23 protein-coding genes are annotated in these 26,166 nt (G+C 65.7%); 13 read left to right on the top strand and 10 right to left on the bottom strand.

Going from position 1 to position 26,166, the window contains the following annotated elements; translation table 11 throughout:
- Positions 1-189: 189 nt before the first annotated feature.
- From VGM71_RS10185 to VGM71_RS10165, 5 genes are all read right to left on the bottom strand, one after another.
- Entirely contained in the window at positions 190-1,503 is a 1,314-nt protein-coding gene (locus tag VGM71_RS10185; protein ID WP_331544690.1) for a sorbosone dehydrogenase family protein, read from the bottom strand.
- The gene (locus VGM71_RS10180) at positions 1,496-1,939 is read right to left on the bottom strand and encodes a DUF2231 domain-containing protein (protein WP_331544688.1); all 444 of its coding nucleotides are present in this window, start codon (positions 1,937-1,939) and stop codon (positions 1,496-1,498) included. Before VGM71_RS10180 ends, VGM71_RS10185 begins: the two co-directional genes overlap by 8 nt.
- A gap of 71 nt (positions 1,940-2,010) precedes the next feature.
- A complete protein-coding gene (locus VGM71_RS10175) occupies positions 2,011-2,808 on the bottom strand; it encodes a metallophosphoesterase (RefSeq protein ID WP_331544686.1) in 798 nt (265 codons plus the stop codon).
- Positions 2,805-3,200: a hypothetical protein gene (locus tag VGM71_RS10170; protein ID WP_331544684.1), complete on the bottom strand. Its 396-nt coding sequence runs from the start codon at positions 3,198-3,200 to the stop codon at positions 2,805-2,807. Before VGM71_RS10170 ends, VGM71_RS10175 begins: the two co-directional genes overlap by 4 nt.
- Entirely contained in the window at positions 3,197-3,586 is a 390-nt protein-coding gene (locus VGM71_RS10165) for an acylglycerol kinase family protein (protein ID WP_331544682.1), read from the bottom strand. Before VGM71_RS10165 ends, VGM71_RS10170 begins: the two co-directional genes overlap by 4 nt.
- Positions 3,587-3,742: 156 nt before the next feature.
- Between VGM71_RS10165 and VGM71_RS10160 the strand changes: the two genes are divergently transcribed.
- The 3 genes from VGM71_RS10160 (at position 3,743) to prpC (ending at position 7,592) form a co-directional block, all read left to right on the top strand.
- A complete protein-coding gene (locus VGM71_RS10160; RefSeq protein WP_331544680.1) occupies positions 3,743-5,335 on the top strand; it encodes an alpha/beta hydrolase in 1,593 nt (530 codons plus the stop codon).
- Positions 5,336-5,535: 200 nt separating this feature from the next.
- Positions 5,536-6,423, top strand: coding sequence for a methylisocitrate lyase (prpB, locus tag VGM71_RS10155; protein ID WP_331544678.1), 888 nt, complete (start codon positions 5,536-5,538; stop codon positions 6,421-6,423).
- Positions 6,424-6,434: 11 nt separating this feature from the next.
- On the top strand, positions 6,435-7,592 hold the full coding sequence (prpC, locus tag VGM71_RS10150) for a bifunctional 2-methylcitrate synthase/citrate synthase (RefSeq protein ID WP_331544676.1): 1,158 nt from the start codon (positions 6,435-6,437) through the stop codon (positions 7,590-7,592).
- Positions 7,593-7,729: 137 nt separating this feature from the next.
- On the opposite strand, the gene VGM71_RS10145 is transcribed toward prpC, so the two are convergent.
- Positions 7,730-9,748: an NADPH-dependent 2,4-dienoyl-CoA reductase gene (locus tag VGM71_RS10145; RefSeq protein ID WP_331544674.1), complete on the bottom strand. Its 2,019-nt coding sequence runs from the start codon at positions 9,746-9,748 to the stop codon at positions 7,730-7,732.
- A 298-nt stretch (positions 9,749-10,046) separates the two neighbouring features.
- Between VGM71_RS10145 and VGM71_RS10140 the strand changes: the two genes are divergently transcribed.
- The 6 genes from VGM71_RS10140 (at position 10,047) to VGM71_RS10115 (ending at position 15,096) form a co-directional block, all read left to right on the top strand.
- Entirely contained in the window at positions 10,047-10,958 is a 912-nt protein-coding gene (locus VGM71_RS10140) for a hypothetical protein (protein WP_331544672.1), read from the top strand.
- Positions 10,959-11,053: 95 nt separating this feature from the next.
- A complete protein-coding gene (locus tag VGM71_RS10135) occupies positions 11,054-11,413 on the top strand; it encodes a hypothetical protein (protein ID WP_331544670.1) in 360 nt (119 codons plus the stop codon).
- Positions 11,410-12,099 carry a C39 family peptidase gene (locus VGM71_RS10130; RefSeq protein WP_331544668.1) on the top strand — a complete coding sequence of 230 codons (690 nt, stop codon included), beginning with the start codon at positions 11,410-11,412 and terminating at the stop codon, positions 12,097-12,099. The genes VGM71_RS10135 and VGM71_RS10130 overlap by 4 nt, the downstream gene beginning before the upstream one ends.
- Positions 12,096-12,704, top strand: coding sequence for a hypothetical protein (locus VGM71_RS10125; RefSeq protein ID WP_331544666.1), 609 nt, complete (start codon positions 12,096-12,098; stop codon positions 12,702-12,704). The genes VGM71_RS10130 and VGM71_RS10125 overlap by 4 nt, the downstream gene beginning before the upstream one ends.
- A 3-nt stretch (positions 12,705-12,707) precedes the next feature.
- Positions 12,708-14,105 (top strand): acetate kinase, encoded by a 1,398-nt coding sequence (locus VGM71_RS10120; protein WP_331544664.1) that lies wholly within the window; start codon positions 12,708-12,710, stop codon positions 14,103-14,105.
- Between the two features lie 136 nt (positions 14,106-14,241).
- The gene (locus tag VGM71_RS10115) at positions 14,242-15,096 is read left to right on the top strand and encodes a hypothetical protein (protein ID WP_331544663.1); all 855 of its coding nucleotides are present in this window, start codon (positions 14,242-14,244) and stop codon (positions 15,094-15,096) included.
- A 118-nt stretch (positions 15,097-15,214) separates the two neighbouring features.
- On the opposite strand, the gene VGM71_RS10110 is transcribed toward VGM71_RS10115, so the two are convergent.
- Positions 15,215-15,895: a TerC family protein gene (locus tag VGM71_RS10110; protein ID WP_331544661.1), complete on the bottom strand. Its 681-nt coding sequence runs from the start codon at positions 15,893-15,895 to the stop codon at positions 15,215-15,217.
- A gap of 296 nt (positions 15,896-16,191) precedes the next feature.
- Here VGM71_RS10110 and VGM71_RS10105 point away from each other — a divergent pair, with 296 nt between their 5' ends.
- The 4 genes from VGM71_RS10105 (at position 16,192) to VGM71_RS10090 (ending at position 21,355) form a co-directional block, all read left to right on the top strand.
- On the top strand, positions 16,192-17,643 hold the full coding sequence (locus tag VGM71_RS10105) for a bifunctional 2-methylcitrate dehydratase/aconitate hydratase (RefSeq protein ID WP_331544692.1): 1,452 nt from the start codon (positions 16,192-16,194) through the stop codon (positions 17,641-17,643).
- Positions 17,644-17,839: 196 nt separating this feature from the next.
- Positions 17,840-18,937 (top strand): OmpA family protein, encoded by a 1,098-nt coding sequence (locus VGM71_RS10100; protein WP_331544659.1) that lies wholly within the window; start codon positions 17,840-17,842, stop codon positions 18,935-18,937.
- A 120-nt stretch (positions 18,938-19,057) separates the two neighbouring features.
- The gene (locus VGM71_RS10095) at positions 19,058-20,647 is read left to right on the top strand and encodes a hypothetical protein (protein WP_331544657.1); all 1,590 of its coding nucleotides are present in this window, start codon (positions 19,058-19,060) and stop codon (positions 20,645-20,647) included.
- Positions 20,648-20,701: 54 nt separating this feature from the next.
- On the top strand, positions 20,702-21,355 hold the full coding sequence (locus VGM71_RS10090; RefSeq protein WP_331544655.1) for a rhomboid family intramembrane serine protease: 654 nt from the start codon (positions 20,702-20,704) through the stop codon (positions 21,353-21,355).
- Between the two features lie 91 nt (positions 21,356-21,446).
- On the opposite strand, the gene rapA is transcribed toward VGM71_RS10090, so the two are convergent.
- From rapA to rpsB, 3 genes are all read right to left on the bottom strand, one after another.
- Positions 21,447-24,278 carry an RNA polymerase-associated protein RapA gene (gene rapA / locus VGM71_RS10085; protein WP_331544653.1) on the bottom strand — a complete coding sequence of 944 codons (2,832 nt, stop codon included), beginning with the start codon at positions 24,276-24,278 and terminating at the stop codon, positions 21,447-21,449.
- Between the two features lie 119 nt (positions 24,279-24,397).
- Positions 24,398-25,276 carry a translation elongation factor Ts gene (tsf, locus tag VGM71_RS10080; RefSeq protein WP_331544651.1) on the bottom strand — a complete coding sequence of 293 codons (879 nt, stop codon included), beginning with the start codon at positions 25,274-25,276 and terminating at the stop codon, positions 24,398-24,400.
- An 81-nt stretch (positions 25,277-25,357) separates the two neighbouring features.
- The coding region (gene rpsB, locus VGM71_RS10075; protein WP_331544649.1) for a 30S ribosomal protein S2 at positions 25,358-26,166 on the bottom strand (809 nt) is incomplete at its 5' end.

Raw genomic sequence — 26,166 nt, 5'->3', positions numbered from 1 at the left:
CTGTACTTCCGCACTCGCGAGGTCAGCACCTTCGGCAAGACCGACCTGCTGGCCGAGGAGCGCGAGGCACGCAAGCGCCTGTGGGCCGAACGGGATGCGAAGAAGGCGAGCCGTGGGGTCACGGAGTCGTGGGCGCCGGGCACCAGCGGGTCCTGGTAGCGCGGCTCCCACAATGCTGCTGCTACAAGATCAGGGCGCAGCCGCCGACACCCGCCACACCGCATTGCCCACATCGTCGGCGATGAGCAGCGCGCCATCCTTGTCGAACACGACGCCCACGGGTGCGCCGTACAACTCCTTCTCATCCTTCGAATAGAACCCGCTGACCAACGTCTCCGGCTTGCCCACCGGCTTGCCATCCTGGAACGGGATGAAGACCACCGCGTAGCCGCTGAGGGGGGAGCGGTCCCAACTGCCGTGCTCGCTGACGAAGGCGCCGTTCTGGAACTTCGCCGGCAAGGCGTTCCTCTGGCTCAGCAGGAAGCCGAGCGCCGCGACGTGAGAGCCCAGCGCGTAATCGGGCCTGATCGCCTTCTGCACCATATCCGGCCGTTGCGGCATCACCCGGCTGTCCGCGTGCTGGCCGTAGTAGCTGTATGGCCAGCCGTAGAAGGCACCTTCGGTCACGGAGGTCATGTAGTCGGGGACCAGGTCCGCGCCGATCTCGTCGCGCTCGTTCGCGATGGCCCACAGCTTGTTCGTGGTTGGGTCCCATTGCAGGCCGGTGGGGTTGCGGATGCCCGACGCATAGATGCGGCTGCCGCGGCTGGCGACATCCACTTCCAGCACGTCGGCGCGGCGGTATTCCACGTCCATGCCGTTCTCGGTGATGTTGCTGTTCGAGCCCACGCCCACGTACAGCTTGGTGCCATCCCCGTTAGCCTGCAGGGCCTTCGTCCAGTGATGGTTGACCGTCGACGGAAGGTCGGTGAACTCGACACCCGGTACCTTTATCTCATTCGCCCCTTCCGTATAAGGAAAGGTGACGATCGCACCGGTATTGGCGACGTAGAGTGTATTGCCGATCAGCTGCACGCCGAACGGCGAATGCAGGTGCTCGATATAAGTGTGCTTCTCCCACTCGCCAGCGCCGGTCTTGCGCAGCAGCGTGATCTGGTTGCCGCCCTTGGCACCCTTTCCTGACCGGTTCTTCACGATGCCGGCGATCAATTGCTTTGGCGTGGTGACTGCCTCTTCGCCGGGACCGTTGGATTCGACGACCAGCACGTCGCCATTGGGCAGCGTGAGCAGCTGGCGCGGGTGCTTGAGGTCGCTGGCGATCTTCTCGATCTTCAACCCGCTCGCCACGGTGGGCGCGGCGCCCTGTTTCCAGCCGACGAACCTGGGCACCTGCATCGGTGGCACGAGGAAGTTCCGCGCCTTGGGCAGGGATGGATCGCCGCCGGACTGGTCGATGGCGCTCTGCGAGCCTTCCTTGCTGCATGCGCCGAGCAGGGCCAAGCAGGCCACGGTGAGTGCGCAGCGATAGATGGTCTTAGCCATGGAGGATCTCCCGGTCCGTCGAGTAGCGCACGGCGATGATGACGTGGCCGGCGGCTATCAATGCCACGGTGACGACGGAAAGCCACACGCCCGCAGGCATGATCGCGTAGGCATCGCGGCTGTGGACGAAGGCATTGAGGATCGCAGCGACGATGGCGACGACGTTCAGCCAGAAATCGACATGGTCCGCTCCCGTGCTGATCCGGCGCGAGGTGATCCATACCTGGGTCAGGTTGACCAGGCGCGGGACGATGGCGAACAGCAGGCCAATGGTGACCAGCCATGCGGCGCCTTTCGCCCAGAGGATCGTGCCGGTCTTCGCATAAACGATGTCGAAGATCAGCGCGGCGACGAAGAAGCCGAAGGGAATGGGGTTGAGGAGGCCATAAACGGCGTTGGCCACGGCGGAACGGCCTGGTGCGGGTGGGTAGCTCATGGACGGGGCCCCTTGGATAGACCAGGAGATAGTAGACCCGTCCTACGTCGACAACTTGTATGCAAGAGCCCTCAGCGCCGGAGCGGAATCGACGTGCGCTCGCCGGCATCGAACCGCCGCGCGGCTTCGTCGTAGTTCCACTGCTCCACGTCGCAGGCATCCGCTCGCTCGCGCCGGATCACATGAAACGAATTGCTGATCCCCTCGCGGATGCGCGTTGACAACGCCGTGCCCGCCTGCACGGACCAGAGGGGTCGCAAGAGCTTGCGTTTCCCGTTGTCGAGAGATCGCACATAAGGCAGGTGGATGTGACCGCCGAGCACGAGGTCGGCACCGGACGCTGCCCAGGCGGCGATGGCGCGCTCATGGTTGACGAGCAGGTTCGCGATGTCCCTCTCGCGGATCACATGCACCGGTTGATGTGTGACGACGATGCGCAGCTGCGCATCGGTTGCCTTCCGTAAGCGGCCGGATACGCGCTCGATCTGTGCGTCCGACACCTCGCCGATCGTGTGCCGGGAAGGCCGCACGGTATTCACGCCGATCGCCAAAAGCTCGCCGCTCTCGAACATCGGTTCGAGGTCGCCGCCGAACACTCGCCGGTAATTCCCGAAAGGATCGAAAAGACGCCCGAGAAGATTGAAGAGCGGTACATCGTGGTTGCCCGGTACGACGAGGGTAGGGCGGGCGTACCCGTCCACGAATCGACGTGCCGCGGCGAACTGCGCGCGCCGCGCGCGCTGGGTCACGTCGCCCGAAAGAATCACGAGGTCCGGCCGCAGCGCAAGGATGGACGCGTGGAGCGCAGACACTACCTCCGCGCGTTCGGTTCCGAAATGGGGATCGGAGATCTGGACGACGAGACTCACCCCGGATCCTCCCCCGGCTCGCGCACGCGATCCGTCAGCAGGCGCAAGGGGCGCGGCGCCGCGCGGAAGACGATGGGCGGGTCGAGCCATGCGATTTCGCCGTCTACCGCCACCTTGATGGCATGGTGATGGCGCTTCGGCACGATGGTGATCTCGCGAAAGGCGAAGCTGATCGCGTTTTCCGCTTCACCGAGCTTGCCCAGCGCACCGCGGAGGATGATGCCGAGCATGGTGAGCCTGCCGATGGGTTTCAGTACCAGGCCAGCCAGCATGCCATCGTTTCGTCCAACATCCTCTGCTTCGGGCAACCCGATCTTTTCGAGTTGCAGCGCGTTGTTGCCAACGAAGAGCGTGGGGGTTCGCAGCGACCGCGTGCGCTTGCCGTCGCTCACCTCTGGCAGGTCGTGGCACGCGACAGGGCCTTCGTGGCTTCGCGCGTGTCGCCGGGAATGCCATGGGTGCGGCCAAAGAAATTGAACGTGCCTTGTGGCAGCACGCCCATGGCGAGGTCCTCCTTCCATGCCGTGGCCGCCACGCCATTGATCGTGCCGTCGCCACCGGCGGCGACAAGCGCCCCGCCGCTGGCCTGGGCGTACGCCGCGGCCTCACGGACTACGCTCTTTATGTCGCGCTCGCCGTCAATGGGGAAGAAGCGATGCCGTCGCCCCGCGGCGTCGAGGAGGGCGGCAATCTCGTCGCGCGCCGCGCTGACTTCCCGACGGCCGGAGCCCGCGTTGATGACGATGGCGAAAGTTAGCTGTTCGGGCGTGGTCGACATCGCGACAAACAACCATCCGCACCGTCACGGCCACATGAATTCCCGCCCGGGTCCGGATCGTGCGTGACTGTTGGTCCATTCCGCATCGTCCTCGACTCGTGGCAGGATCGGGGTCGTTGCCATGCCGCGCCCCGCGGCTGAATAGGGATCCGAACGATGAAGAACCTGCCTGCTCGTGCGCTGGTCGCGCTCGCGCTTATTGGCGGCGGCGCATTCGCCGCCCATGCGGACGAGGCGCCGCTGGCCCACCGCATTGTCCGTGTCTCGCTCGACGGTGTCGGTGACAAAGGAGCGGCCGGGCGGCTGATCCTGTTCGCGATGCCGGCATCGAAGGACGGCAAGCCGGAAGCGGTGGACACGAATCCGTTCCAGCCGAAGGCCGTGTCGGTGGCAGCGCGGGAAGTCAGCTGGATCGCTCCTGGCCAGCCGGTAGACCTCGACACCGACGGCGAGGCCTTCCCCGCGGGCTTTTCCTCGCTGCCTCCCGGCGATTATTTCTTCCAGGCCGTGCTCGACGTCGGCCACGACTACAACTACAACGGTCGCCACGAAGGGGATTTCGTGAGCGACGTCACCGCGGTGAAGCTGACGCCTGGAGGCACGCTCCCGCTGCTGAAGCTGAACAAGACGGTGCCGGCGAAGGACCCATGGGCCTTGTCGCCGAAAGCGCCCCAAGCCGTACGCGATGCGCTGCCGGAGGCGCGCAAGCACGCGCATGCCGAGATGCTGGAAAGCCCGCTGCTGACGGCCTTCACCGGCCGCCCGTTGTCGATCCGCGCGTGGGTCGTCACGCCACCCGGTTATGATCCCAAGGGTTTGACGCGTTATCCCACCGTGTACCTCACCCACGGTTTCACGGGCGGCTTCGATCGCTACGCTGGCACCATCGCAAGCCTGTGGATGGCCATGTCGACGAAAGACATGCCGCCAATGATCTGGGTGCTGCTCGACGAGTCCGGCCCTACCGGCACGCACGAATTCGCCGACTCAGTGAACAATGGCCCGTGGGGTCAGGCGCTGACCACGGAATTCATCCCGTGGCTGGAAGGGCGCTATCGCATGGACGCCAAGCCGAACGGCCGCTTCCTCAACGGCCACTCGTCCGGCGGGTGGGCCACGCTGTGGTTGCAGACGCGATATCCGAAGATCTTCGGCGGCACTTGGTCTACTTCGCCCGATCCCAGCGATTTCCGTGATTTCACGGGCATCGACCTGTACGCGCCCGGCGCCAACGCCTATCGCAAGTCCGACGGCAGCGACAACCCGCTCGTCCGTGACAAGGGCAAGGTCATCGCCACCTTCGAAACCTTCGCGAAGCTCGAGCGCGTGCTCGGTGCGTACGGCGGCCAGTTGGCATCCTTCGAATGGGTATTCTCGCCGCGCGGCAAGGATGGCCGGCCGGAACCGATGTTCAACCGCGATACGGGTGTCGTGGATGCCGGCGTGGCGGCCTACTGGCGCGCGCATTACGACATCGCCCAGCGCCTGCGCACGCAATGGCAGGCGCTGAAGCCGGACCTTGACGGCAAGATCCACGTGATCGTGGGCACGGCGGATACGTTCTACCTCGACGGCGCTGCGAAGCTGCTCAAGGAAACCCTCGACGGCCTGCACGCCAGGAGCGATATCCGCTTCCTGCCCGGAAAGACGCATTTCGACCTCTACAAGGAAGGGGATGACAGCCAGGCGCTGCTGAAGAAGATCGCGTGGGAGATGTACGGCGTAGCGAGGCCGGGCCAGGAGCGGTAAGACCCTGGTAGGAGCGCGCCCCGCGCGCGACATCTTTTGAGGCCGTGACCCCGGAACTGGCGCGCCAGCCCCAGGACCGGCGCGAAGAGTTGTCGTACCCGACGCGGGCATAAACGCGCAGGGCGCGCTCCTACGCCGCGACGCAGCAAAGTCATAACGCGCCGGTGCGCTAAAATGGGTCTCTTTACGCGGAGAGTTCCATGGCACAGCAATCCTCGCCCGGCGCCCGACTCCGCGCTGCGCTCGCGGCGGAACAGCCACTGCAGGTGATCGGCGCGATCAACGCCAACCATGCCCTGCTGGCCGGGCGGGCGGGTTTCCGCGCCATCTACCTGTCCGGCGGTGGGGTGGCCGCGGGGTCGCTGGGCCTGCCCGACCTGGGCATCAACACCCTCGACGATGTGCTCACCGACGTCCGCCGCATCACCGACGTCTGCGACCTGCCGCTGATGGTCGACATCGACACCGGCTTCGGCCCCAGCGCGTTCAACATCGCGCGCACCGTGAAGAGCCTTATCAAGTTCGGTGCGGCTGCCTGCCACATCGAGGACCAGGTGGGGGCCAAGCGCTGTGGCCACCGCCCCGGCAAGGAAATCGTCACGGCCAGCGAAATGGCCGACCGGGTCAAGGCCGCCGCCGATGCGAAGACCGATTCCGACTTCTTCCTCATCGCCCGCACCGACGCCATCGCCGTGGACGGCGTGGACGCCGCCATCGAGCGTGCCATCGCCTGCGTGGAAGCCGGTGCCGATGCGATCTTCGCCGAGGCAGCCTACGACCTGCCCACTTACAAGCGTTTCGTCGACGCCGTGAAGGCGCCGATCCTCGCCAACATCACCGAGTTCGGCCAGACGCCGCTGTTCAGCACCGAGGAGCTGGGCAGCGTGGGCGTCGGCATCGTGCTCTATCCACTGTCCGCCTTCCGTGCCATGAACAAGGCCGCGGAAAACGTCTACACCGCCATCCGCCGCGACGGTCACCAGCGCAACGTCATCGACACGATGCAGACGCGCGAGGAACTCTACGACCGCATCGGCTACCACGCCTACGAGCGTCACCTCGACGAACTGTTCTCCAAGAAGGGTTAAGGAGTCACGCAATGAGCGACACCACCACCACCCAGACCGCACCGAAGGCGAAGAAGTCGGTCGCCCTGTCCGGCGTCGCTGCCGGCAACACCGCGCTGTGCACGGTCGGCCGCAGCGGCAACGACCTGCATTACCGCGGTTACGACATCCATGACCTCGCCGCCAAGGGCTCTTTCGAGGAAGTGGCCTACCTGCTCGTCCACGGCGTGCTGCCGAACTGGATGGAGTTGAACGCCTACCGCGCCAAGCTGAAGCGCATGCGCGGCCTGCCCGCACCGGTAAAGGCCGCGCTGGAACTGCTGCCGGCGGCCACGCATCCGATGGACGTGATGCGCACCGGCGCCTCGGTGCTCGGTACCGTGCTTCCGGAGAAGGACGATCACAACGTTACGGGCGCGCGCGACATCGCCGACCGCCTGATGGCCAGCTTCGGCTCGATGCTGCTGTACTGGTACCACTTCAGCCACAACGGCAAGCGCATCGAGACCGAGACCGACGACGACTCGATCGCGGCGCACTTCCTGCACCTGCTGCACGGCCGCAAGCCCAGCGAACTGCATTCGCACGCGCTGGACCGATCGCTGGTGCTGTACGCCGAGCACGAGTTCAACGCCAGCACCTTCACCGCGCGCGTCATCGCCGGTACCGGCTCGGACATGTATTCGGCCATCACCGGCGCCATCGGCGCGCTGCGCGGTCCGAAGCACGGCGGCGCGAACGAGGTGGCGATGGAAATCATCGCGCGCTACCGCGATGCGGCCGAGGCGGAAGCCGACATCCGTGCCCGCGTGGAGCGCAAGGAAATCATCATCGGCTTCGGCCATCCGGTGTACACCGTATCCGATCCACGCAACGAGATCATCAAGGAGATCGCCCGCAAGCTCTGCACCGACGGCGGCAACCCGCGCCTGTTCGAAGTGTCGGAGAAGATCGAGAAGCTGATGTGGGAACTGAAGAAGATGTTCCCGAACCTCGATTGGTACTCGGCCTCCGCCTACCACATGATGGGCGTGCCGACAGCGATGTTCACGCCGCTCTTCGTCATCGCGCGTACCTCCGGCTGGAGCGCGCACGTGATCGAGCAGCGCGAGGACGGCAAGATCATCCGCCCGAGCGCGAATTACACGGGGCCGGAAGACCAGGTGTATACGCCGATCGAAAAGCGCTGAGAACAAAGGCCGCGGCAATTGCCGCGGCCTTCTCGTAGGAGCGCGCCTTGCGCGCGACATGTTTTGAGGCCATGACCCGGAGCTGGCGCGTTAATTTGCAGACCGCAGCGAAAGGATGTCGCGCGCAAGGCGCGCTCCTACAAGGCCACCGCCAGGCGCGTCGCCTGGTCGATCGCACGCTTCGCATCCAGTTCCACCGCCACGTCGGCGCCGCCCACCAGGCGCACGTCCATGCCCAGCGCGAGAAGCGCGTCGTGCAGTTCGCGGTTCGGTTCCTGGCCCGCGCACACGATAATGCTGTCCACCTCCAGCACTTGCGGCTGCCCGTCGACGACCACGTGCAGCCCGGCATCGTCGATGCGCTCGTAGCCCACGCCACCGAGCATTCGCACCCGCTTGTTCTTCAACGTCGCGCGATGCACCCACCCCGAGGTCTTGTTGAGCCGTCCGCCGGGCCGCCCGGCCGTGCGCTGGAGCAGCCAGACCTGGCGTTCCGGTTTTTCCGGCTGAGAGGGCATCAGCCCGCCCGGCGAGTTCATGGCCATGTCCACGCCCCATTCCTTCGTCCAGCGCGCGATGTCGGTGGTGGGGGAGGGCGCGGCCTCGGTGAGGAACTCGGCCACGTCGAAGCCGATGCCGCCTGCACCGATGATCGCCACCTTTTGGCCCACGGCCGCATCGCCGTGTAGCACGTCGAGGTAGCTGAGCACCTTGGGGTGGTCCGCGCCCGGCAGGTCGAGCGGGCGTGGCCGCACGCCCGTGGCGAGTATCACGGTGTCGAAGCCGCCTGCGGCGAGGAAATCGGCCGTGGCCTCGGTACCCAGCTGGCGCTCCACACCGGTGGCATCGAGCCGATGGTCAAAGTAGCGCAAGGTCTCGTGGAATTCCTCCTTGCCCGGGATGCGCTTCGCCATGTTGAACTGTCCGCCGATGCGCGGTGCGCGGTCGAACAGCGTCACCGCATGCCCGCGTTCGGCAAGCGTGCTCGCGGCGGCCAGACCCGCGGGCCCTGCGCCGACGACGGCAACGCGCTTCTTCACAGCGGTGGGCAGCACGATCAGTTCCGTTTCGTGGCATGCGCGCGGATTCACCAGGCAGGACGCGCGCCGGTTCGCGAACACATGGTCCAGGCATGCCTGGTTGCAGGCGATGCAGGTATTGATCGATTCCGGCCGCGCCGCGCGCGCCTTGTTCACCCACTCGGGGTCGGCCAGGAAGGGGCGGGCCATCGACACCATGTCGGCGTCGCCGCGGGCGAGGATCTGCTCGGCCACATCGGGCATGTTGATCCGGTTGGTCGTCACGAGCGGGATCGACACCTCGCCCTTCATCCGTCGCGTGACCCAGGCGAAGGCGCCGCGCGGCACGCTGGTGACGATGGTGGGAATGCGCGCCTCGTGCCAGCCGATGCCTGTGTTGATGATGGTGGCGCCTGCCGCCTCGATGCCCTTGCCGAGCGTGACGATGTCGGTCCATGACTGGGCCTCGTCGACAAGATCGAGCATCGAGAGGCGATAGATGATGATGAAGTCCGTGCCAACCGCCTCGCGCATGCAGCGCACGATCTCGATGGGGAAGCGCATGCGGTTTTCCGCCGAACCGCCCCAGCGGTCGGTGCGCCGGTTGGTCCGTGCGGTGAGGAACTGGTTGATCAGGTAACCCTCCGAGCCCATCACCTCCACGCCGTCATAGCCGGCGTCTCGCGCGAGCTTCGCGCTGCGCACGAAGGCGTCGATGCTGCGTTCCACCCCGCGGGCGGAGAGGGCGCGCGGCGTGAAAGGCGTGATCGGCGACTTCACCCGCGACGGTGCCACCGATAGCGGGTGATAGCCGTAGCGGCCCGCATGGAGGATCTGCATGCAGATCTTCCCGCCCTCGGCGTGCACCGCGCGGGTGATCTTGCGATGGCGAGCCACGTGCCAGGGCATGGACATCGTTCCGGACATCGGCTTCAGCCAGCCCTGCATGTTCGGTGCGATGCCACCGGTGACGATGAGCCCGACGCCGCCGCGTGCGCGCTCGGCGTAGAAGGCGGCGAGCTTGTCGAAGTCCGCGGCCTTGTCCTCAAGACCGACGTGCATCGATCCCATCAGCACGCGGTTGGGCAGGGTGGTGAAACCGAGGTCGAGCGAGGCGAGCAGGTGCGGATAGGCCACGTAAGGCTCCGTTCAAACGATCGTTCGAATAATGGGCGGAAGCGGGCCGGGCGGCAAGTGGCGCGGCCTTTTCACGAAACGATCCGCATTAGTGGCGTTACGGCATGTATCGGTGCCGTTACAACGCAAGCCGTTCATAAATCGCATGAAAGCGGCTAAACCCGCATGGGAGCACGTCTCGCCGCCCGCGCGACGGAAGGCACGCAACTTGCTCCTTCGATAGGACCCGGTGCGTGGCAGGACGCCCGGTCATTCGGAAAAAAACAGGGGTTTCGCGTCGCTCACAGGAGATTCTCCCATGCGTAAGACTCTTATCGCCACGGCGATTTGCCTCGCCACCGGATTGGCCTTGCCGGCCATGGCCGACGATACCCAGACCGGAGGTGCCGGTGCTTCAGCCCAGCGCAAGTCGATTGCCGTGCAATATTCCGATAGTTCAATGACGACCAACACGAATACCAGTTCCTTCAACACCATCTCGACCACGGCAGTGGCCGAAAGCACCCTCAACGGCACCGTGACGGGTAACACCGTGCTCAGCCTCGGCAATGTCGCCTTGAACCTCGGCAACGCCAATGGCGCGCGCGGCGGATCGGGCGGTGACGGCTACGGTGCCTGGGGCCGCGGCGGACGCGGCGGCGACGGTGGAGACAGCGGCAACGCACGTGCGCGCGGCGCGGTCGGCGGCGACGCCGACACCAGCAGCGGCGGCGCGCTCGGCGCGACCGTTGCGTATGGCGGCGACACCAGCGGCGACGGCGGCAATTCCAACGGCGACGGCGGTAACGCCAATGGTCGCGGCAGGGGTGCCGACACGGCGACTGGCGGATCCACGGCCGGTACCGGTGGCGCGTCGGCCAGCACGGGCGCTACCTCGACATCCGGCGATGCCTCCCCGACCTCGACGGGCGGCAGTTCCACGGGCGGCGCGGGCGGCACGGCGACAGCCATGTCGGGTGACGGCGGCGCCGGTGCGGCCGGTGGTTCGGGTACCGGCGGTTCGGGCACGGGTGCCAGCGGTGGCGCGGGCGGAGCCGGCGGCTCCAACTCCGTCGACGCGGGCTCGTACAGCATGGCGAACGACATGGGCAGCGCGGGTTCCACGCTGGCCGGCATCGGCAACTTCGCGAACAACTCGGGCGCATCCTCGTTGATCCAGCAGAGCGTCAACGTCCAGGCCAACCTGAGCGTGGGTGGCGCCACTCCGTAACGGCGCAGCGCGGTAGCGAGAAGGGAGCCACGGGGCGCAGCCGCGCCCCGTGGCATCCGAAGGGAACCCCCCGTTCCAGGAGAACGCTCATGCCGATGTTCCGACCCCACTCCGCGTTCATGGCGCTGGCGTTGCTGGCTGCGCCTTGCGTGGCTGGCGCACAGGCGGCGCCCACGGGCGAGCTTCCGCCACCGTCCTTCGGTGCGCCGACGTCCGTCGACCAATTGCGGGTCATGACGGGCGGTGCCGAAACCCCCGTGACCAACAACCTCAACACGCAGGAAACCACCGGCACGGTGAACGAGAACACAGCGAAGGGCACCTACAGCGGCGCGAACTTCGTTGGCGATTCGGCGTTCAGCAACGCGGCCGGCCTGCCCACGGTGATCCAGAACTCGGGCAATAACGTGCTCATCCAGAACAGCACCATCGTCAACCTGCGGATGAACCCGTGAAACCCATCCACGCCCTCGCCCTCGGCCTTTTATCGGCGTTGGCGAGTCCGTTCGTCCTGGCGGACAGGGCGGAGGTACAGACGAGCCCCGGCACGTCGTACCCGATGAGGATGACAAGCCTGAAGGAGGCGCGCTTCCGCAATACGATCCGGCAACAGTACGACTTCAGCTGCGGCTCCGCCGCCGTGGCCACGCTGCTTACGTACCAGTACGCCTATCCCGTGGACGAGCAGTCCGCCTTCGACATCATGTACACCCACGGCGACCGCGCGAAGATCGGCAAGGAAGGGTTTTCCCTGCTCGACATCAAGCGATTCCTCGCCTCGCGCGGTTTCCAGGCCGATGGCTTCGAGGTGCCTCTGGAACGGCTGGACGCCGAAGGCATTCCCGCGATCGTGCTGATCAACGAGCGCGGCTACCACCATTTCGTGGTGGTGAAGGGCTACAAGAACGGCCGCGTGCTGGTCGGCGATCCGGCGCGGGGCACGCGTGCGATGTCGAAGCGCCGGTTCGACGCCATGTGGACCAATCACGTCGTCTTCGTCATTCACAACCGACGCGAAAGCGCCATCTTCAACAGTCCACGCGACTGGGCCGTCGCCCCCGCGGCGCCCATCAGCGAAGGCATCGAGCGCAACGGGCTCGGGCCGATCGTCATGCCCAAGCGCGGACCGGGGGATATATGAAAACCCGAACTCTCCTTGTTGCCGCCATGCTCGGAAGCGGCTTGTGTGCCACCGCCGGCGCGGTCGATTTTCCGGTGAACCGGGCAGTCTCCGATGCGCGGCTGGACCGCATCCGCGGCGGCTTCGATTTCGGCGACGACCTGCGCGCGTCCTTCGCACTGCAGCGCACGGTACTCATCAACGGCATGGAGGCGATGCGCACGACCATCAGCGTGCCCGACATCGCAAGGATGACCACCGAGCAGGCGAGCGCATTGCGCGACGCGCTGCGGACCACGGTGATCACCAATGGCGCGGGCGGTGTCGCCGGTGCGGTCCCCACGATGCCGGTCGTCACGCAGGCACCCGCTTCTGACATGAACGCGGCCGCGAACGTGCCGGCGATCGCCGCACCGCCCGCGTCGATGCAGGGCCTGCCGCAGGCCGTCGTCGCCTCGCTTCCGTCGTCCGGCCTGCCGGGACTCATCGTGCAGAACTCGCTGGACAACCAGGCCATTTCGGCTACCACCACCATCAACGCTTCGGTCAACACCGCGAACACGCTGCAAAGCATGCGGCTTGCCGAATCGCTCCACGACGCGGCGATCCAATTCCGGGGGAACTGACGCATGTATCGCAATGGCAGGGTGATGCAGGCAAGGACGTGCGCTGGCGCGCTGGCGCTCGCCGTGCTTCCGCTGTGGGTGGGCGCTTGCCTGGCGCAGGAATCGGCGGTCGATCCGGCGCTGCGCGAGAAGATCGAGTCGCAGGGCAAGCGCATCGACGCGATGCGCAGCCGCATGGCGGAACAGCTTGCCGAACTCGAGCAGATGAAACGCGAGCTGGCCGCCCAGGAAATCCAGTACAACGATCTGCGCAAGGCGATCGGCCTCAACGCGCTGGAGGAGGCGCGTGGCGGATCGGCCGCCCTGGCGGACCCGCGGGCACAGGCCAGCCCCCATCCCGTGCAGGAGCCACCGCCGGCACCCGCGCCGGGTGCGCCGCCCACGCCCGGATCGGCACCGGTGGTCGCCACGCAGCCGGTGGGCAGGCGTCCCGAACAGGACGAGCGTCCGCCCGAGGTGGCACCGATATTCGACCAGCCCGGCGTGCTCACGCCGCGCGGCAAACTGATCGTCGAGCCTTCGTACCAATACGGCTACTCGTCCAGCGACCGCGTGGCACTCGTTGGCTACACGGTCATTCCGGCGATCCTCATCGGCCTCGTCGACGTGCGCCAGGTGAAGACCACGACGCAGACCGGTGCGGTGGCATTCCGCTACGGCCTCACCAACCGCATGGAACTGGAAGTGCGTATTCCCTACGTGGACACGCACACGGACACGATCAGTCGCGAGATCTTCACCGGCACGGCGCAGGACCGCCTGTTCACCACCAGTGGCAAGGGCCTCGGCGATGTCGAAGCCACGCTGCGCTACCAGCTCAACGACGGCGGCGCGGACAAGCCTTATTACATCGGCTGGTTTCGTGCCAAGTCGCGTACGGGCCGCGATCCGTTCGAAGTGACCAGCGACTGCGTCACACGTTGCGTGGAGAACTTCACCGGCACGGGCCTGCCGCTTCGCAGCCCGACTGGCACGGGCTTTTATTCCGCGCAGCTGGGTGTCACCTGGTTGTATCCCTCCGATCCCGTGGTGTTCTTCGGCAACCTGAGCTACCTGCACAACTTCGAGCGCAAGAACGTCAGTCGCAACGTGCTTGGCGCGGGGCGGCAGTTCATCGGCGACGTAAAGACCGGGGACATCGCGGACATCAGCATCGGCATGGGCCTGTCGTTGAACGAGAAGGCGTCCATCAGCATCGGTTACGACCAGGCGTTCGTGGGGCGCACCTCGCAGAACGATCATCCCTTGCCCGGGTCGGCGCGCGCCACGCTCGGTCAGTTGCTGATCGGCGGCTCGTATCGCTTCAACGATAAGGAAACCTTGAACGTGACGCTGGGTGTGGGCATTACGCGCGATACGCCCGACACGACGATCACGGTACGCGTGCCGATCACACTCTGACGCTTTACACCTGCTTCACTCCAGCCTGAACGCGTACAGAACGCGCGAAGGTTCCCGTGCACGCGATGCACACGCAAGGGCTCATTAAGATTTCGTCCGGGGGTACGAACAAAAACCTTTGCAGGGAGTTTACGGAATGCGCACACGTCCACATCGTCACGCCAAGGTCGCAGCGGGCCTGGCCATCGCTTCGCTCGCCGTATGCGGGGCCGCCGCGCATGCGCAGGATAGCGGCAAGAAGTCACAGTCTCCCGCGCTGGACAATGTCAGCATCTGGGTCGGCGGTTACTACACGAACAACGACACGACACTGGGCGCCCAGACGGGCATCTTCAACACCAGCGGCGACGTGAACCTCGAGGACGACCTCGATTTCAAGAAACACAAGATGGTGCCGCGCGTCCGCCTCGATTTCCTGATCGGCGAGCATCAGGGCTTCTCCTTCGACTATTACGAGGTCGACCGCTCGCACTCGAAGACGCTGTCCGAGCAGATCAACTTCCTCGGCAACCCCATCGACGCGACCGCCCGGGTCAAGGGCGATCTCAAGTTCACCTTCGGCAGCGCCGCTTACAAGTGGTGGTTCGGCACCGGCAACGATGTCTTCGGCCTGGGCCTGGGCGCGGCGTACTACAAGGTCCACGGCAGCATCTTCGGTTCGGCGACGGTGAACGGCCAGACCTTCTCGGAAGGCTCGCGCACCAGCACCAGTGCCTGGGCGCCGAACCTGCAGCTCGGCTGGCGCCACGCGTTCAACGACCAGTGGCGCATGTACGTCAACGCCAACGGCGTGAAGAAGAACGGCGGCAGGCTCAACGGCCACATCTGGGACGCCGCAGTCGGCGTCGAGTGGTTCCCCTGGGAGAACGTGGGCTTTGGTGCCGAATATGCCTACACCCGGATCAAGCTGAACCAGGACAAGCGCAATTACGACCTGAACCTCGACATGAAGCTGCACGGCCCGGCCGCGTACGTGCGCTTCCGCTTCTAATCGGTACCCGATTGTAGGAGCGCGCCCTGCGCGCGACCGCTTTTCGCGAAGAGCAGAAGGCCCTGCGGCTCTTCGCGAAAAGCGGTCGCGCGCAGGGCGCGCTCCTACCGGTCTTCCTTTACGCCAGGGTCTTCTGCCGGGCCCTGCGGGCCCACAGCCAGCCGCCCCCGCAGATAGCCAGCACGAACACCACGTCGAGCAGCCAGGGCGCCCACGGGCGCGCCTGGAACCAGGGCGCCACGAGGTGGTCGTGGGCGATCATTCGCGCGGCCGTCCAGGCGACGGCGCCGGCACCGATGTAGACGATGACCGGGAAGCGGAGGATGAGCTTGAGGATCAGGGTGGAACCCCAGACCACCAGCGGCACGCTGATGGCCAGGCCCAGCACCACCAGGCCCATGTGGCCCTTGGCCGCGCCCGCGATAGCCAGCACGTTGTCCAGGCCCATCAGTGCATCGGCCACGACAATCGTGCGGATCGCCGACCAGAAGCTGGAAGCGGCCGAGACCGCCGGATCATGCTCGCCCGGCTTCAGCAGTTTCCAGGCGATCGGCAGGAGCAGGATGCCACCCGCCAGCATCAGCCCTGGCAGCTTGAGCAGCCAGATCACCGCGAAGGTGAGGGCCACGCGCACGGCAATGGCGCCGAACGTGCCCCAGAACACCGCCTTTTTCTGGAGGTGTGGCGGGAGGCTGCGCGCAGCCAGGGCGATCACGATGGCGTTGTCGCCCGCCAGCACGAGGTCGAGCAGGATGATGGCGGCGAGGCCGGAAAAGAATTCGGGAGTGAGGAAATCCATGCGGTATGTGGACCTTGGCGCGCTGGTGGACCCATGCGGCGGCGACGGGTACGCGCCCCCGTCGTCACCACAAAAGTCTCGTTCCCGGCGCGAAGCCGCCGCGACGACCGGGGCGCATTGGGGCGCCCGTACTGACGATCGACGCACGCGGGCCGGGATGGCCCGCGGAACTACTCCCCTTCGGGCGGTAGTGGGGGCATTGTCCCTGTTGGGATGCAGCGCGGCAAGACACCACCCGGGGGCGACCGGCTAAAATGGCGGGCTTTCCCAACCCCCCCCCCTTGCGAGTGAAGTCCATGAGCGCACACGACATCCGTTCCGCCACGCGTCCCGATCCGGACCAGCCGCTGGTGGACATCGCCAACTACGTGGCCGATTACACGATCGACTCGCAGGAGGCTTACGACACCGCGCGCTACATGCTGCTGGACTCGCTGGCCTGCTCGGCCCTGGCCATGAAGTTCCCGGATTGCGTGAAGCACCTCGGCCCGGTCGTTCCGGGTGCGGCGATGGCGGGCGGTTCCCGCGTGCCGTTCACCTCGCACGAACTGGATCCGGTGCAGGCCGCCTTCGCCATCGGCACGCAGATCCGCTACCTCGACTTCAACGACACCTGGCTCGCGGCCGAGTGGGGCCACCCCTCGGATAACCTCGGCGCCATCCTCTCGGTGGCCGACTACCTTTCGCGCAAGGCGGTGAAGGAAGGGGCTAAGCCGCTCACCGTGCGCGATGTGCTGGGCTACGCCATCAAGGCCCATGAGATCCAGGGCTGTTACGCACTGAAGAACAGCTTCAATCGCGTCGGCCAGGACCACGTGATCCTCGTCCGCCTGGCCTCCACGGCCGTCACTACGGCCATGCTGGGCGGCGGCAAGGAGCAGATCACCACGGCCGTCTCGCACAGCTGGATCGACAACGGCGCGCTGCGCACCTACCGGCACGCCCCGAACACGGGTCCGCGCAAGAGCTGGGCCGCCGGCGATGCCTGCCGCCGCGCCGTCACCCATGCCATCAACGCCGTCTACCGCAACGTGGTGGGCTACCCGTCGGCGCTCACGGCGAAGACCTGGGGCTTCTACGACGTGGCGTTCAAGGGCAATGCGTTCGAGTTCGAGCGTCCGTTCGGCAGCTACGTGATGGAGAACGTGCTCTTCAAGATCAGCTTCCCTGCGGAGTTCCACGCGCAGACCGCCGTGGAGTGCGCCATGGCGCTGCACGCCCAGGTCGGTGGCCGCGTCGACGACGTGGAGAAGGTAGTGATCGAGACCCAGGAGGCGGGTTGCCGCATCATCGACAAGACGGGCCCGCTGGCCAACTACGCCGACCGCGACCACTGCCTCCAGTACATGGTGGCCGTACCCCTTATTTTTGGCCGCCTGACCGCCGACGATTACAACGATTCGGTCGCCGCCGATCCTCGTATCGACGCGCTGCGCGACAAAATGACCGTGGTTGAAAATCCCCAGTTCACCAAGGACTACTTCGATCCCGAAAAACGCTATATCGGCAATTCGGTCCAGGTGTTCTTCAAGGACGGTTCGTCGACCGAAAAGGTCTCCATCGATTTCCCGATCGGCCACCGCAAGCGTCGCGCCGAGGGCATCCCCGTGCTCCTGAAGAAGTTCGAATCCGCCCTCCGTGCCGAGTGGCCCGCCGAGCGTGTGGAGAAGCTGCTCGCGGTCACTTCGTCGCCGGAGATGCTGGACGCCATGCCCATTCACGAGTTCATGACACTCTTCACGGCTTGATAATTGCTGTGACTCGAGTATGAACGGCGGTTTGGGGCATGTGCCCAATTGTTTGATTTTTGCTAAACTGCCGCCGCCCGTTGAAGGGGTATCAAAGCGAGGGACGGCTGAAGTCCCCGGATTCGACAAAAGTTCTACGCGCGATTTCCGTCTGGGGTGGAGCGCGGACGCGAATACCAATAATGAGGAGACACCGATGAAACGTAAGGGCTTGTTTTTGCTGATCGGCTTGGCCCTGGGCGGCGTGGGTGCCGTTCACGCGCAGGAGTCCGCTGACACCGCGGGTAACGGCTATGACGGCCGCTGGTACATCGCCCCGACGGTTGGCGGTTACTACAATGACACCGACCGCAACACCAACAGCCGCCAGGTGTACTACGGCCTGGGCTTCGGCAAGTTCATCTCCAACAACGCGTCGATCGACATCTTTGCCGACCGCACCAAGCGCGACAACGATGGCGTTGGCCACTGGTCGAACAACAGCTACGGCGTTGCCGCCCGCTTCTACGCTGGTGCATGGGACAGCTGGCGTCCGTACCTGCTCGCCGGCGTGATGGGTTCGTACCATCACAACCCGTCGGATAACGGCTGGTCCCCGGCCGCCCAGCTTGGCGTCGGCGTGTCCAAGACCATCACCGACAGCTCCGACTTCCGCGTGGAAGCCGGCTACCGCTACGATTGGGACGACAAGACCACCGATAGCGAGAACGGCTACGGCGACTGGTTCCTCGGCTTCTCGATCGTTTCGCGCTTCGGCGAACCGCCGGCTGCTCCGGCTCCGGCCGCTGCTCCGGCCCCGGCTGCTCCGGACTGCTCCACGCTCGACACCGATGGCGACGGCGTGAACGATTGCGACGACAAGTGCCCGGCCACCCCGGCTGGCACGATCGTTGGCCCGGATGGTTGCCCGCAGAAGGTCGTCATCGACCTGCGCGGCGTCAACTTCAAGTTCGACCGTCCGAAGAAGGGCGAGACGAACATTGGCCCCACCCTGCAGGAGCCGACCAGCGAGTCGCTGGGCGTCCTCGACCAGGCTGTCGACACCCTGCAGCGCTACCCGCAGGTCAAGGTCACGGTTGCCGGTTACACGGATAGCGTCGGTAAGGATGCCTACAACCAGGGCCTGTCCGAGCGTCGTTCGAAGATCGTGTATGACTACCTGACGTCGCACGGCATTGGCGCCGATCGCCTGGAAGGCCCCATCGGCCACGGCGAGAACAACCCGATCGACACGAACGACACGGCCGAAGGCCGCGCTCGCAACCGTCGCACGGAACTGCAGGTTCAGCAGTAATAGCTGTTACAAGCCGCCTGTTGCGAGCAGCCAGTTGTGAGTCGCTCGCAAGATCGGTAGCAACAAAAAGGAGCCCGGCGAAAGCCGGGCTTTTTTTGTCCAACGGAGGCAGGACTCGGAATGACTTCATCGCTACAGCGCCGCCGCTTTGGCGGAGGTGACCTTAATGGTGTCCTTGGGCTGGTCGTGGATAACCTTTCGCTGCTCGCCTTCATGGCGAGTGCGCTGGTAGGCATCTTCGGCATGCCGGCGGATATCGTCTTTGGCCGGATGTTCCCCGGGACGGCGCTGGGCGTGCTGGTAGGTAACCTCGCCTATACGTGGATGGCGCACCGGCTGGCGGCACGCACGGGGCGGTCGGACGTCACCGCGATGCCGCTGGGTATCGACGCGCCGACGACCATCGGCATGGCCTTGCTCGTGCTGGGACCGGCATTTGCCGGATATCGGCATGCGGGCCTGGACGAGATGGCGGCGGGCGAGGCCACCTGGCGGCTGGGCATGGCGTCGCTGGTCGTCATGGGCGCGCTGAAGTTCGTGCTGTCGTTCTTCGGCGCATGGGTGCAGCGTTCGGTCCCGCGCGCAGGCCTGCTCGGTTCGATCGCGGGCATCGCGCTCATGCTGATAGGCTTCCTGCCGCTGGTGGAGGTCATGCGCGTGCCCGTGGTGGGCTTCGCCGGGCTGGGCATCGTGCTGTACGGCCTGGTGGCGAAGCGTCGATTGCCCTTTGGCGTGCCGGGCGTCCTCGGCGCGTTCCTCGTCAGCGTACTGCTTTACTACGGGCTTGGGCCCGCAGGCCTGCTGGGTAGCGGCTACGACGCGCCCGATCATTGGCAATGGCGGGTGGGCGTCCCCTGGCCGAACCTCGGGTTCGTGCAGGGAATGGCCGCGACAGTGCCGTATCTTCCACTGATCCTGCCTTTCGGCCTTCTGATGGTCGTCGGCGGCATCAATGTGACCGAGAGCGCGCGCGCCGCCGGCGACGATTACGCCACGCGCGACATCCTGCTTGTGGAAGCTCTGGCGACGCTGGTCGCGGGCGTCTGCGGCGGCGTGGCTCAGACCACGCCCTACATCGGCCAGCCGGCGTACAAGGCGATGGGCGCGCGCACGGGCTATACGCTCGTGACGGGTCTCGTGATCGGCCTCGGTGGCGTGCTCGGTTACCTCTCGAACCTGGTGGAGCTGCTGCCGGTGGCGGTGCTCGCTCCGATCCTCGTCTTCGTGTCGATCAGCATCACCACGCAGGCGTTCGAGGCGACACCGCTTCGCTACGCGGGGGCGGTGGTCTTCAGTTTCTTCCCGGCGATCGCGCGGATGTTGGCGATCAAGCTGGGCGATCCGACGATCGTGGATCCGGCACGCTTCGCCACGTTGTACGCGGATGCGAGCCATGGCATCCCGGCGATGGCGGTGATCGTGATCCTGGGCAACGGGTTCGTCATCACCTCGATGGTCTGGGCCAGTTTCGTGGTGGCGATGATCGACGGGCACGTGCGCAAGGCGGCGGGCATCGTGGCGTTGGGCGCCGTGCTGACGGCCTTCGGCCTGATCCATTCGGTGGAGCCCATCGGGACGGTGTACCTTCCGTGGACGCTGGACGCCACGTCACAGGCATTGGTCTGGCCGTTCGTGGCCGCGTATGGTGCCCTGGCAGCCGTGCTATTCATGCTGTCGCTCGGACAGTCTTCCATGTCGGCGCGCGCTTGAATTGGAGCGCCGACGCAACCACCCTTCAACACTGACTCCCTGGTACTCACGACGATGCCGACGAACCTGCCGCCGGTCACCCGGAACCTGCTGATCGCGAACGTTCTCGTATTCGCGTTGCAGTACCTCCTGCGCGACCAGGACACGCTGGCGCTGACGCGCTGGTTCGCCTTGTGGCCGTATGGCCACGACATCGCCGTGGACCTCGGAGGTGGGGATGTCGCAGGCATCGGCTTCCGGATCTGGCAAGTCGTCACCTACGGCTTCATGCATGGCAGCTTCATGCACATCCTGTTGAACATGTACGCGCTGTACATGTTCGGTGGACTGATCGAGCGTGTGATGGGCGCGAAGCGCTTCACGATCTACTACTTCACCTGCCTCGTGGCGGCGGCGGTGGCGCAACTCGCGGTGGTGTACCTGTTCGAATCGGAGCGCATGTATCCGACGGTCGGTGCCTCGGGCGCGGTGTTCGGCCTGCTGGGCGCGTTCGCGATGCTGTTCCCTCGCGAGAAGCTGGTGCTGATACCGATTCCCATCGGCATTCCCGCATGGCTGTTCGTCACGCTGTACGGTGCCGCCGAACTGATCTTCGGCGTCACCGGCACGCTTTCCGGCGTCGCGCACTTCGCCCACCTCGGCGGCCTCGCCGCAGGGCTTTGCCTGCTCTGGGCGTGGGGCGTGCGACCACCGAGACGCTCGTTGTAGGAGCACGCCTGCGCGCGACATCTTTTCGCCAGGAGCAACAGGTCCTGATGCTCACGGCCCCAAAAGATGTCGCGCGCAGAGCGCGCTCCTACTAGCGGAGTGCCAGGAAGTCCGGGCTGACCACGAAGCGAACCGCGTCCAGACGCACGCGCGCTTCCGGTATGGCGGCAAGCAAGGCGTCGCGCTCGGCGGCGATGGCGTCCACTTCCTCGTCGCTGATCGAGGGATTGACCGAATGCAGGGCTACCAGTCGCGCATGCTCGGCGTCCAGCTCGCGCCGCGCGACATCCAGCGCTTCGGCCTTGAGTACGTCGGCGCGTGCCGACGCAAGGTCCTGCGCGCGTTCCAGCATCGGCGGCACGAGCTTGGACAGGAACTTGCGGTAGCGCGGCACTTCGATATTGCGGTCGGCCGCGCGGCGCAGTGCGACGTCGCTTGGGCGGAACTGTGCACGCTCGCTCAGCTTCGTATCCACCGTGAGCATCAGTGGCGTGGCCGGCAGGAAGCGACCCGCGTCGAGCGTGCGATCGGCAACGATTTCGAGCACGAATACGGCCTGCAACAACGCGGTGCGCACGGGCAGGGCATCGTCGACGAGGAAGGCAGCGTTGCCGTCTTCGCCGGAGACGAGCAGGTCCACCGCCGCGGCGACCATCGGATGATCGAGGCGAAGCAGGGGCAGGTCTTCGCGAGCCAGCGCGACGTCGCGTGAGAAAGTGACCGAGAGTGGACCATCGGCGAAGCCGGGCAGGCCGTCCGTCGACAGGTATTGCGGATCGAGAAGCACGATGCCGCGCGCCAGTTCCTCGGCGTGCACGCCGTAGGTTTCGAACAGGCGCTGGACGAAGAGGTCGCGCAGCGGGTCTTCGTCTTCCGCGGCGAAGCTGCCGGCGAGATCGCCGGCATGCGGATCGCGGCTGGAGGCGAGTTCGAGCAGGTGGTCGCGGCCAGCGTGGATCAGTGCGGACAGTTCCTCGTGCGCGCCGCGGGTTTCGGCGATGAGGGCATCCAGTTCCTGGTCCCGGTCGTCATCCTCGCGGGCATGCTCGTCGGCAAGATTGGAGAGTAGCGGACCGAAACGGCGCAGCAGTTCGCGGCCGTCGGCGGGACTGCTGCGGAACGCGTCCAGGCCTTCGTCGTACCAGCGTGCCAACACGTGCTGTGCGCTCTGTTCCAGCACGGGCACATGGATGACGATGTCCTGTTTCTGGCCGATGCGGTCGAGACGGCCGATGCGCTGCTCAAGCAGGTCCGGATCCAGTGGCAGGTCCCACATCACCAGGCGATGGGCAAACTGGAAGTTGCGTCCCTCGGAACCGATTTCCGAGCACAGCAGCAAGCGTGCGCCGTCAGGCTGCGCGAAGAAGGCTGCGTTGCGGTCGCGCTGGATGATGCCGAGCCCTTCATGGAAGCGTGCCACGCCGACGCCGCTCTTCGTGCGCAGCGCGTCCTCGATGGCCATCACCTTGGCCTGGCTGCGGCAGAGCAGCAGGAATTTGTCATTCGGGTGGGCGTCGAGCAGGCCGATCAAGGCGGTGAGGCGCGGATCGTTCGTGTAATCGAATTCGAGCGAGGCGGGTGGCTGCTGGATGTCCGAACGGAATTCGGCGAGCAGCGCTTCGCGCCTTCCGGCGTCGAGCGTCGCCGGATCGATCGTGAGAATCTCGGGCATGCGCCGCGGGAAACCACCGATGCCGGCGCGCCGGTTGCGGAACATGGCCCGGCCAGTGCCGTGGCGATCGATGAGCGCCGCGAGGAGTTCGTCGCTGGCGTCGTCGTGGGCGAGCAAAGCCGCGAGTTCACGGTCGCCCTTGAAGCGTTCGGCGAGCGTATGGCGCTGCGCGGCATCGAGTGGTTTGCCGGCGGCGAGCGTGCTCGCGATATCGGACAGCACGGTATAGCCTGCCGATTCGGCGAGATAGGCGTCGAGATCCGCATAGCGCTGCGGATCGAGCAGGCGCAGGCGGGCGAAGTGGCCCGCACGACCCAGCTGTTCCGGCGTGGCGGTGAGCAGGATCACGCCCGGCGTGGCCGAAGCAAGTTCTTCGACCAGGCGATAGCGCGGGCTGGCGCCTTCCGGCGTCCATTCGAGATGGTGCGCCTCGTCGACCACGATGAGGTCCCACCCCGCTTCGGCAAGCTGGCCCGCCCGCTTCGGGGAGGATTCCAGGAAGGCGAAGTCGGCGATGACCAGCTGTTCGTCCTCGAACGGATTGCGTCCGTCGCTGGCCTGCTCGATAGCTTCGCAGCGCTCCTCGTCGAAGATCGCGAACGAGAGGTTGAAGCGGCGCAGCAGTTCGACGAACCACTGGTAGACGAGCGTCTCCGGCAGCATCACGAGCACGCGGCCCGCGCGGCCCGTGGCCAGCTGGCGCGAGAGGATCATGCCCGCCTCGATGGTCTTGCCCAGACCGACTTCGTCGGCGAGCAGCACACGCGGCGGACGGCGCGCGGCGGCGATGCCGGCCACGCGCAACTGGTGCGGAACGAGGCCGATCCGCGCGGATTCCAGGCCCCAGGCGGCCGACCGGCGTGCGTCGGCATGGCGGCGCAGGGCTTCGTGGCGCAGGTCGAAGCGGTCGTTGGCGTCGGTGCGGCCACCGATCAGGCGGTCATCGGCCTGCGACAACGCCTGCTCGTCATCGAGTTGGCCTTCCTCGAGTTCGCGGCCTTCACCGCGATAGACGAACAGACCCTCGCGGTCCTCGATGCGCTCCACCAGGAAGGCGATACCCTTGCCGGAAACGCGCTGGCCGGCACGGAATTCGGCGCGGATCAGCGGCGCGCTGTCGGAAGCATAGGGACGGAGGACGCCGGACTTGGCGAACAGCACCTGCACGCTGCGTCCTTCCACGCGAAGAATGGTGCCGAGGCCGAGCTCTGGCTCGGCAGAAGAAATCCAGCGTTGACCGGGTTGGAACATGCTTTTGGGGAGCCGAAACATCAGGGGCGCCAATTATCCGCTCCCGGAGTGCTTCCTGCCTACCGTCACAAAAAAAAGGCCGCGATCGCTCGCGGCCTTTTCATGAAGCCTGGTGTGGATTACGCCAGACCCGCCTGCTTCATCACTTCGGCGGCGAAGTCGTCCACCACCTTCTCGATGCCTTCGCCAACGGCGAGGCGCTCGACCGAGACGATCTCGGCGCCGGCCTTCTTGAGGGCTTCGGCAACGGTGACGTCGCCGTCGAGGACGTACGCCTGACCCACGAGAGTCACTTCGGCCAGGATCTTGTTGACCTTGCCCGAGACGATCTTGTCGAGGATGTCAGCCGGCTTGGCCTTGTCCTTGTCGGTCATCTTCGAGAGCTCGATTTCCTTTTCCTTCTCGAGGAAGTCGGCCGGAACGTCTTCAACCTTGATGAACTTCGGGTTCATTGCGGCGACGTGCATCGCGATGCCCTTGGCCAGCTCTTCCGAGCCACCCTTGAGGGCCACGAGCACGCCAATACGACCGCTGTGCGAGTACGCGCCGATCGGACCGTCGTTCTGGACGCGGGCCATGCGACGGACGTCGAACTTCTCGCCGATCGTCAGGGTGAGCGTCTTGGCGCTGTCTTCGACGGTGCTGTCGCCGAGCTTCGTGGTCTTCAGCGCGTCGATGTCGGCAGCGCCGGATTCGAGGGCGACGTTGGCGACGTCCTTGGTGAACTGGATGAACTGTTCGTTGCGCGACGAGAAATCCGTCTCGCTGTTCACTTCGACCAGGACGGCCTTGCCGGCCTTGCTGGAGACGGCGATCAGGCCTTCGGCGGCGACGCGGTCGGCCTTCTTGTCGGCCTTGGCCAGACCGTTCTTGCGCAGCCATTCCATCGCCGCTTCGATGTCGCCATTGTTTTCGACGAGCGCCTTCTTGCACTCCATCATGCCGACGCTGGAACGCTCGCGCAGGTCCTTGACGAGGGCAGCAGTGATCTCAGCCATGGTAAATCCTCAATGGTTTGATGGGCGCCGCGGCGGTGTTGCCGCGGCGCCGGGATGGTGCGGAAGGTGCGGGCGGGGCGCTTAAGCGCGGGCGCCGCGGCCACCCTCACGGCCGCCTTCGCGACGCGGTGCACCCTTCTTGGCCGGGGCGCCACGACGCTCGCCGCGCGGGGCGTCGTCCTTCGCGACCGGGTTGCCTTCCTCGTCCAGCTCCACGAACTCGTTGGCGTCGCCACGGGCGGCGTTCGGAGAGGCGGCCTTGCCTTCCAGGATGGAGTCGGCGGCGGCACGGGCGTACAGCTGGATGGCGCGGATGGCGTCGTCGTTACCCGGGATGGCGTAGTCGACGAGGGCCGGGTCGTAGTTGGTATCGACGACGGCGACGACCGGGATGCCGAGCTTGCGGGCTTCCTGGACGGCGATGTCTTCGTGGCCGATGTCCACGATGAAGAGGGCGTCCGGCAGGCGGTTCATGTCCTTGATGCCACCCAGCGAGTTCTGCAGCTTGTCGCGCTCGCGGCGACGGGCCAGCACTTCGTGCTTCACCAGGCGCTCGAACGAACCGTCGGTTTCGGCGGCTTCGAGTTCCTTCAGGCGGGCGACCGACTGCTTCACCGTGCGGAAGTTGGTGAGCATGCCACCGAGCCAGCGGGCCGTGACGAACGGCTGGCCGGCGCGGGCGGCTTCCTCGGCGAGGGCCTCACGGGCCGAACGCTTGGTGCCGACGAACAGGATGGTGCCGCCCTTCTGGGCCAGGCCCGAGAGGAAGCTCATCGCGTCGGTGAAGAGCGGAAGCGTCTTCTCGAGGTTGATGATGTGGATCTTGCCGCGGGCGCCGAAGATGTACGGAGCCATCTTGGGGTTCCAGTAACGGGTCTGGTGACCGAAAT

Source organism: Luteibacter sp. (assembly GCF_036499525.1).
GTDB lineage: Bacteria > Pseudomonadota > Gammaproteobacteria > Xanthomonadales > Rhodanobacteraceae > Luteibacter.
The sequence above is the reverse complement of the archived record's forward strand: the minus strand, read 5'-3'. Positions and strand labels throughout refer to the sequence as shown.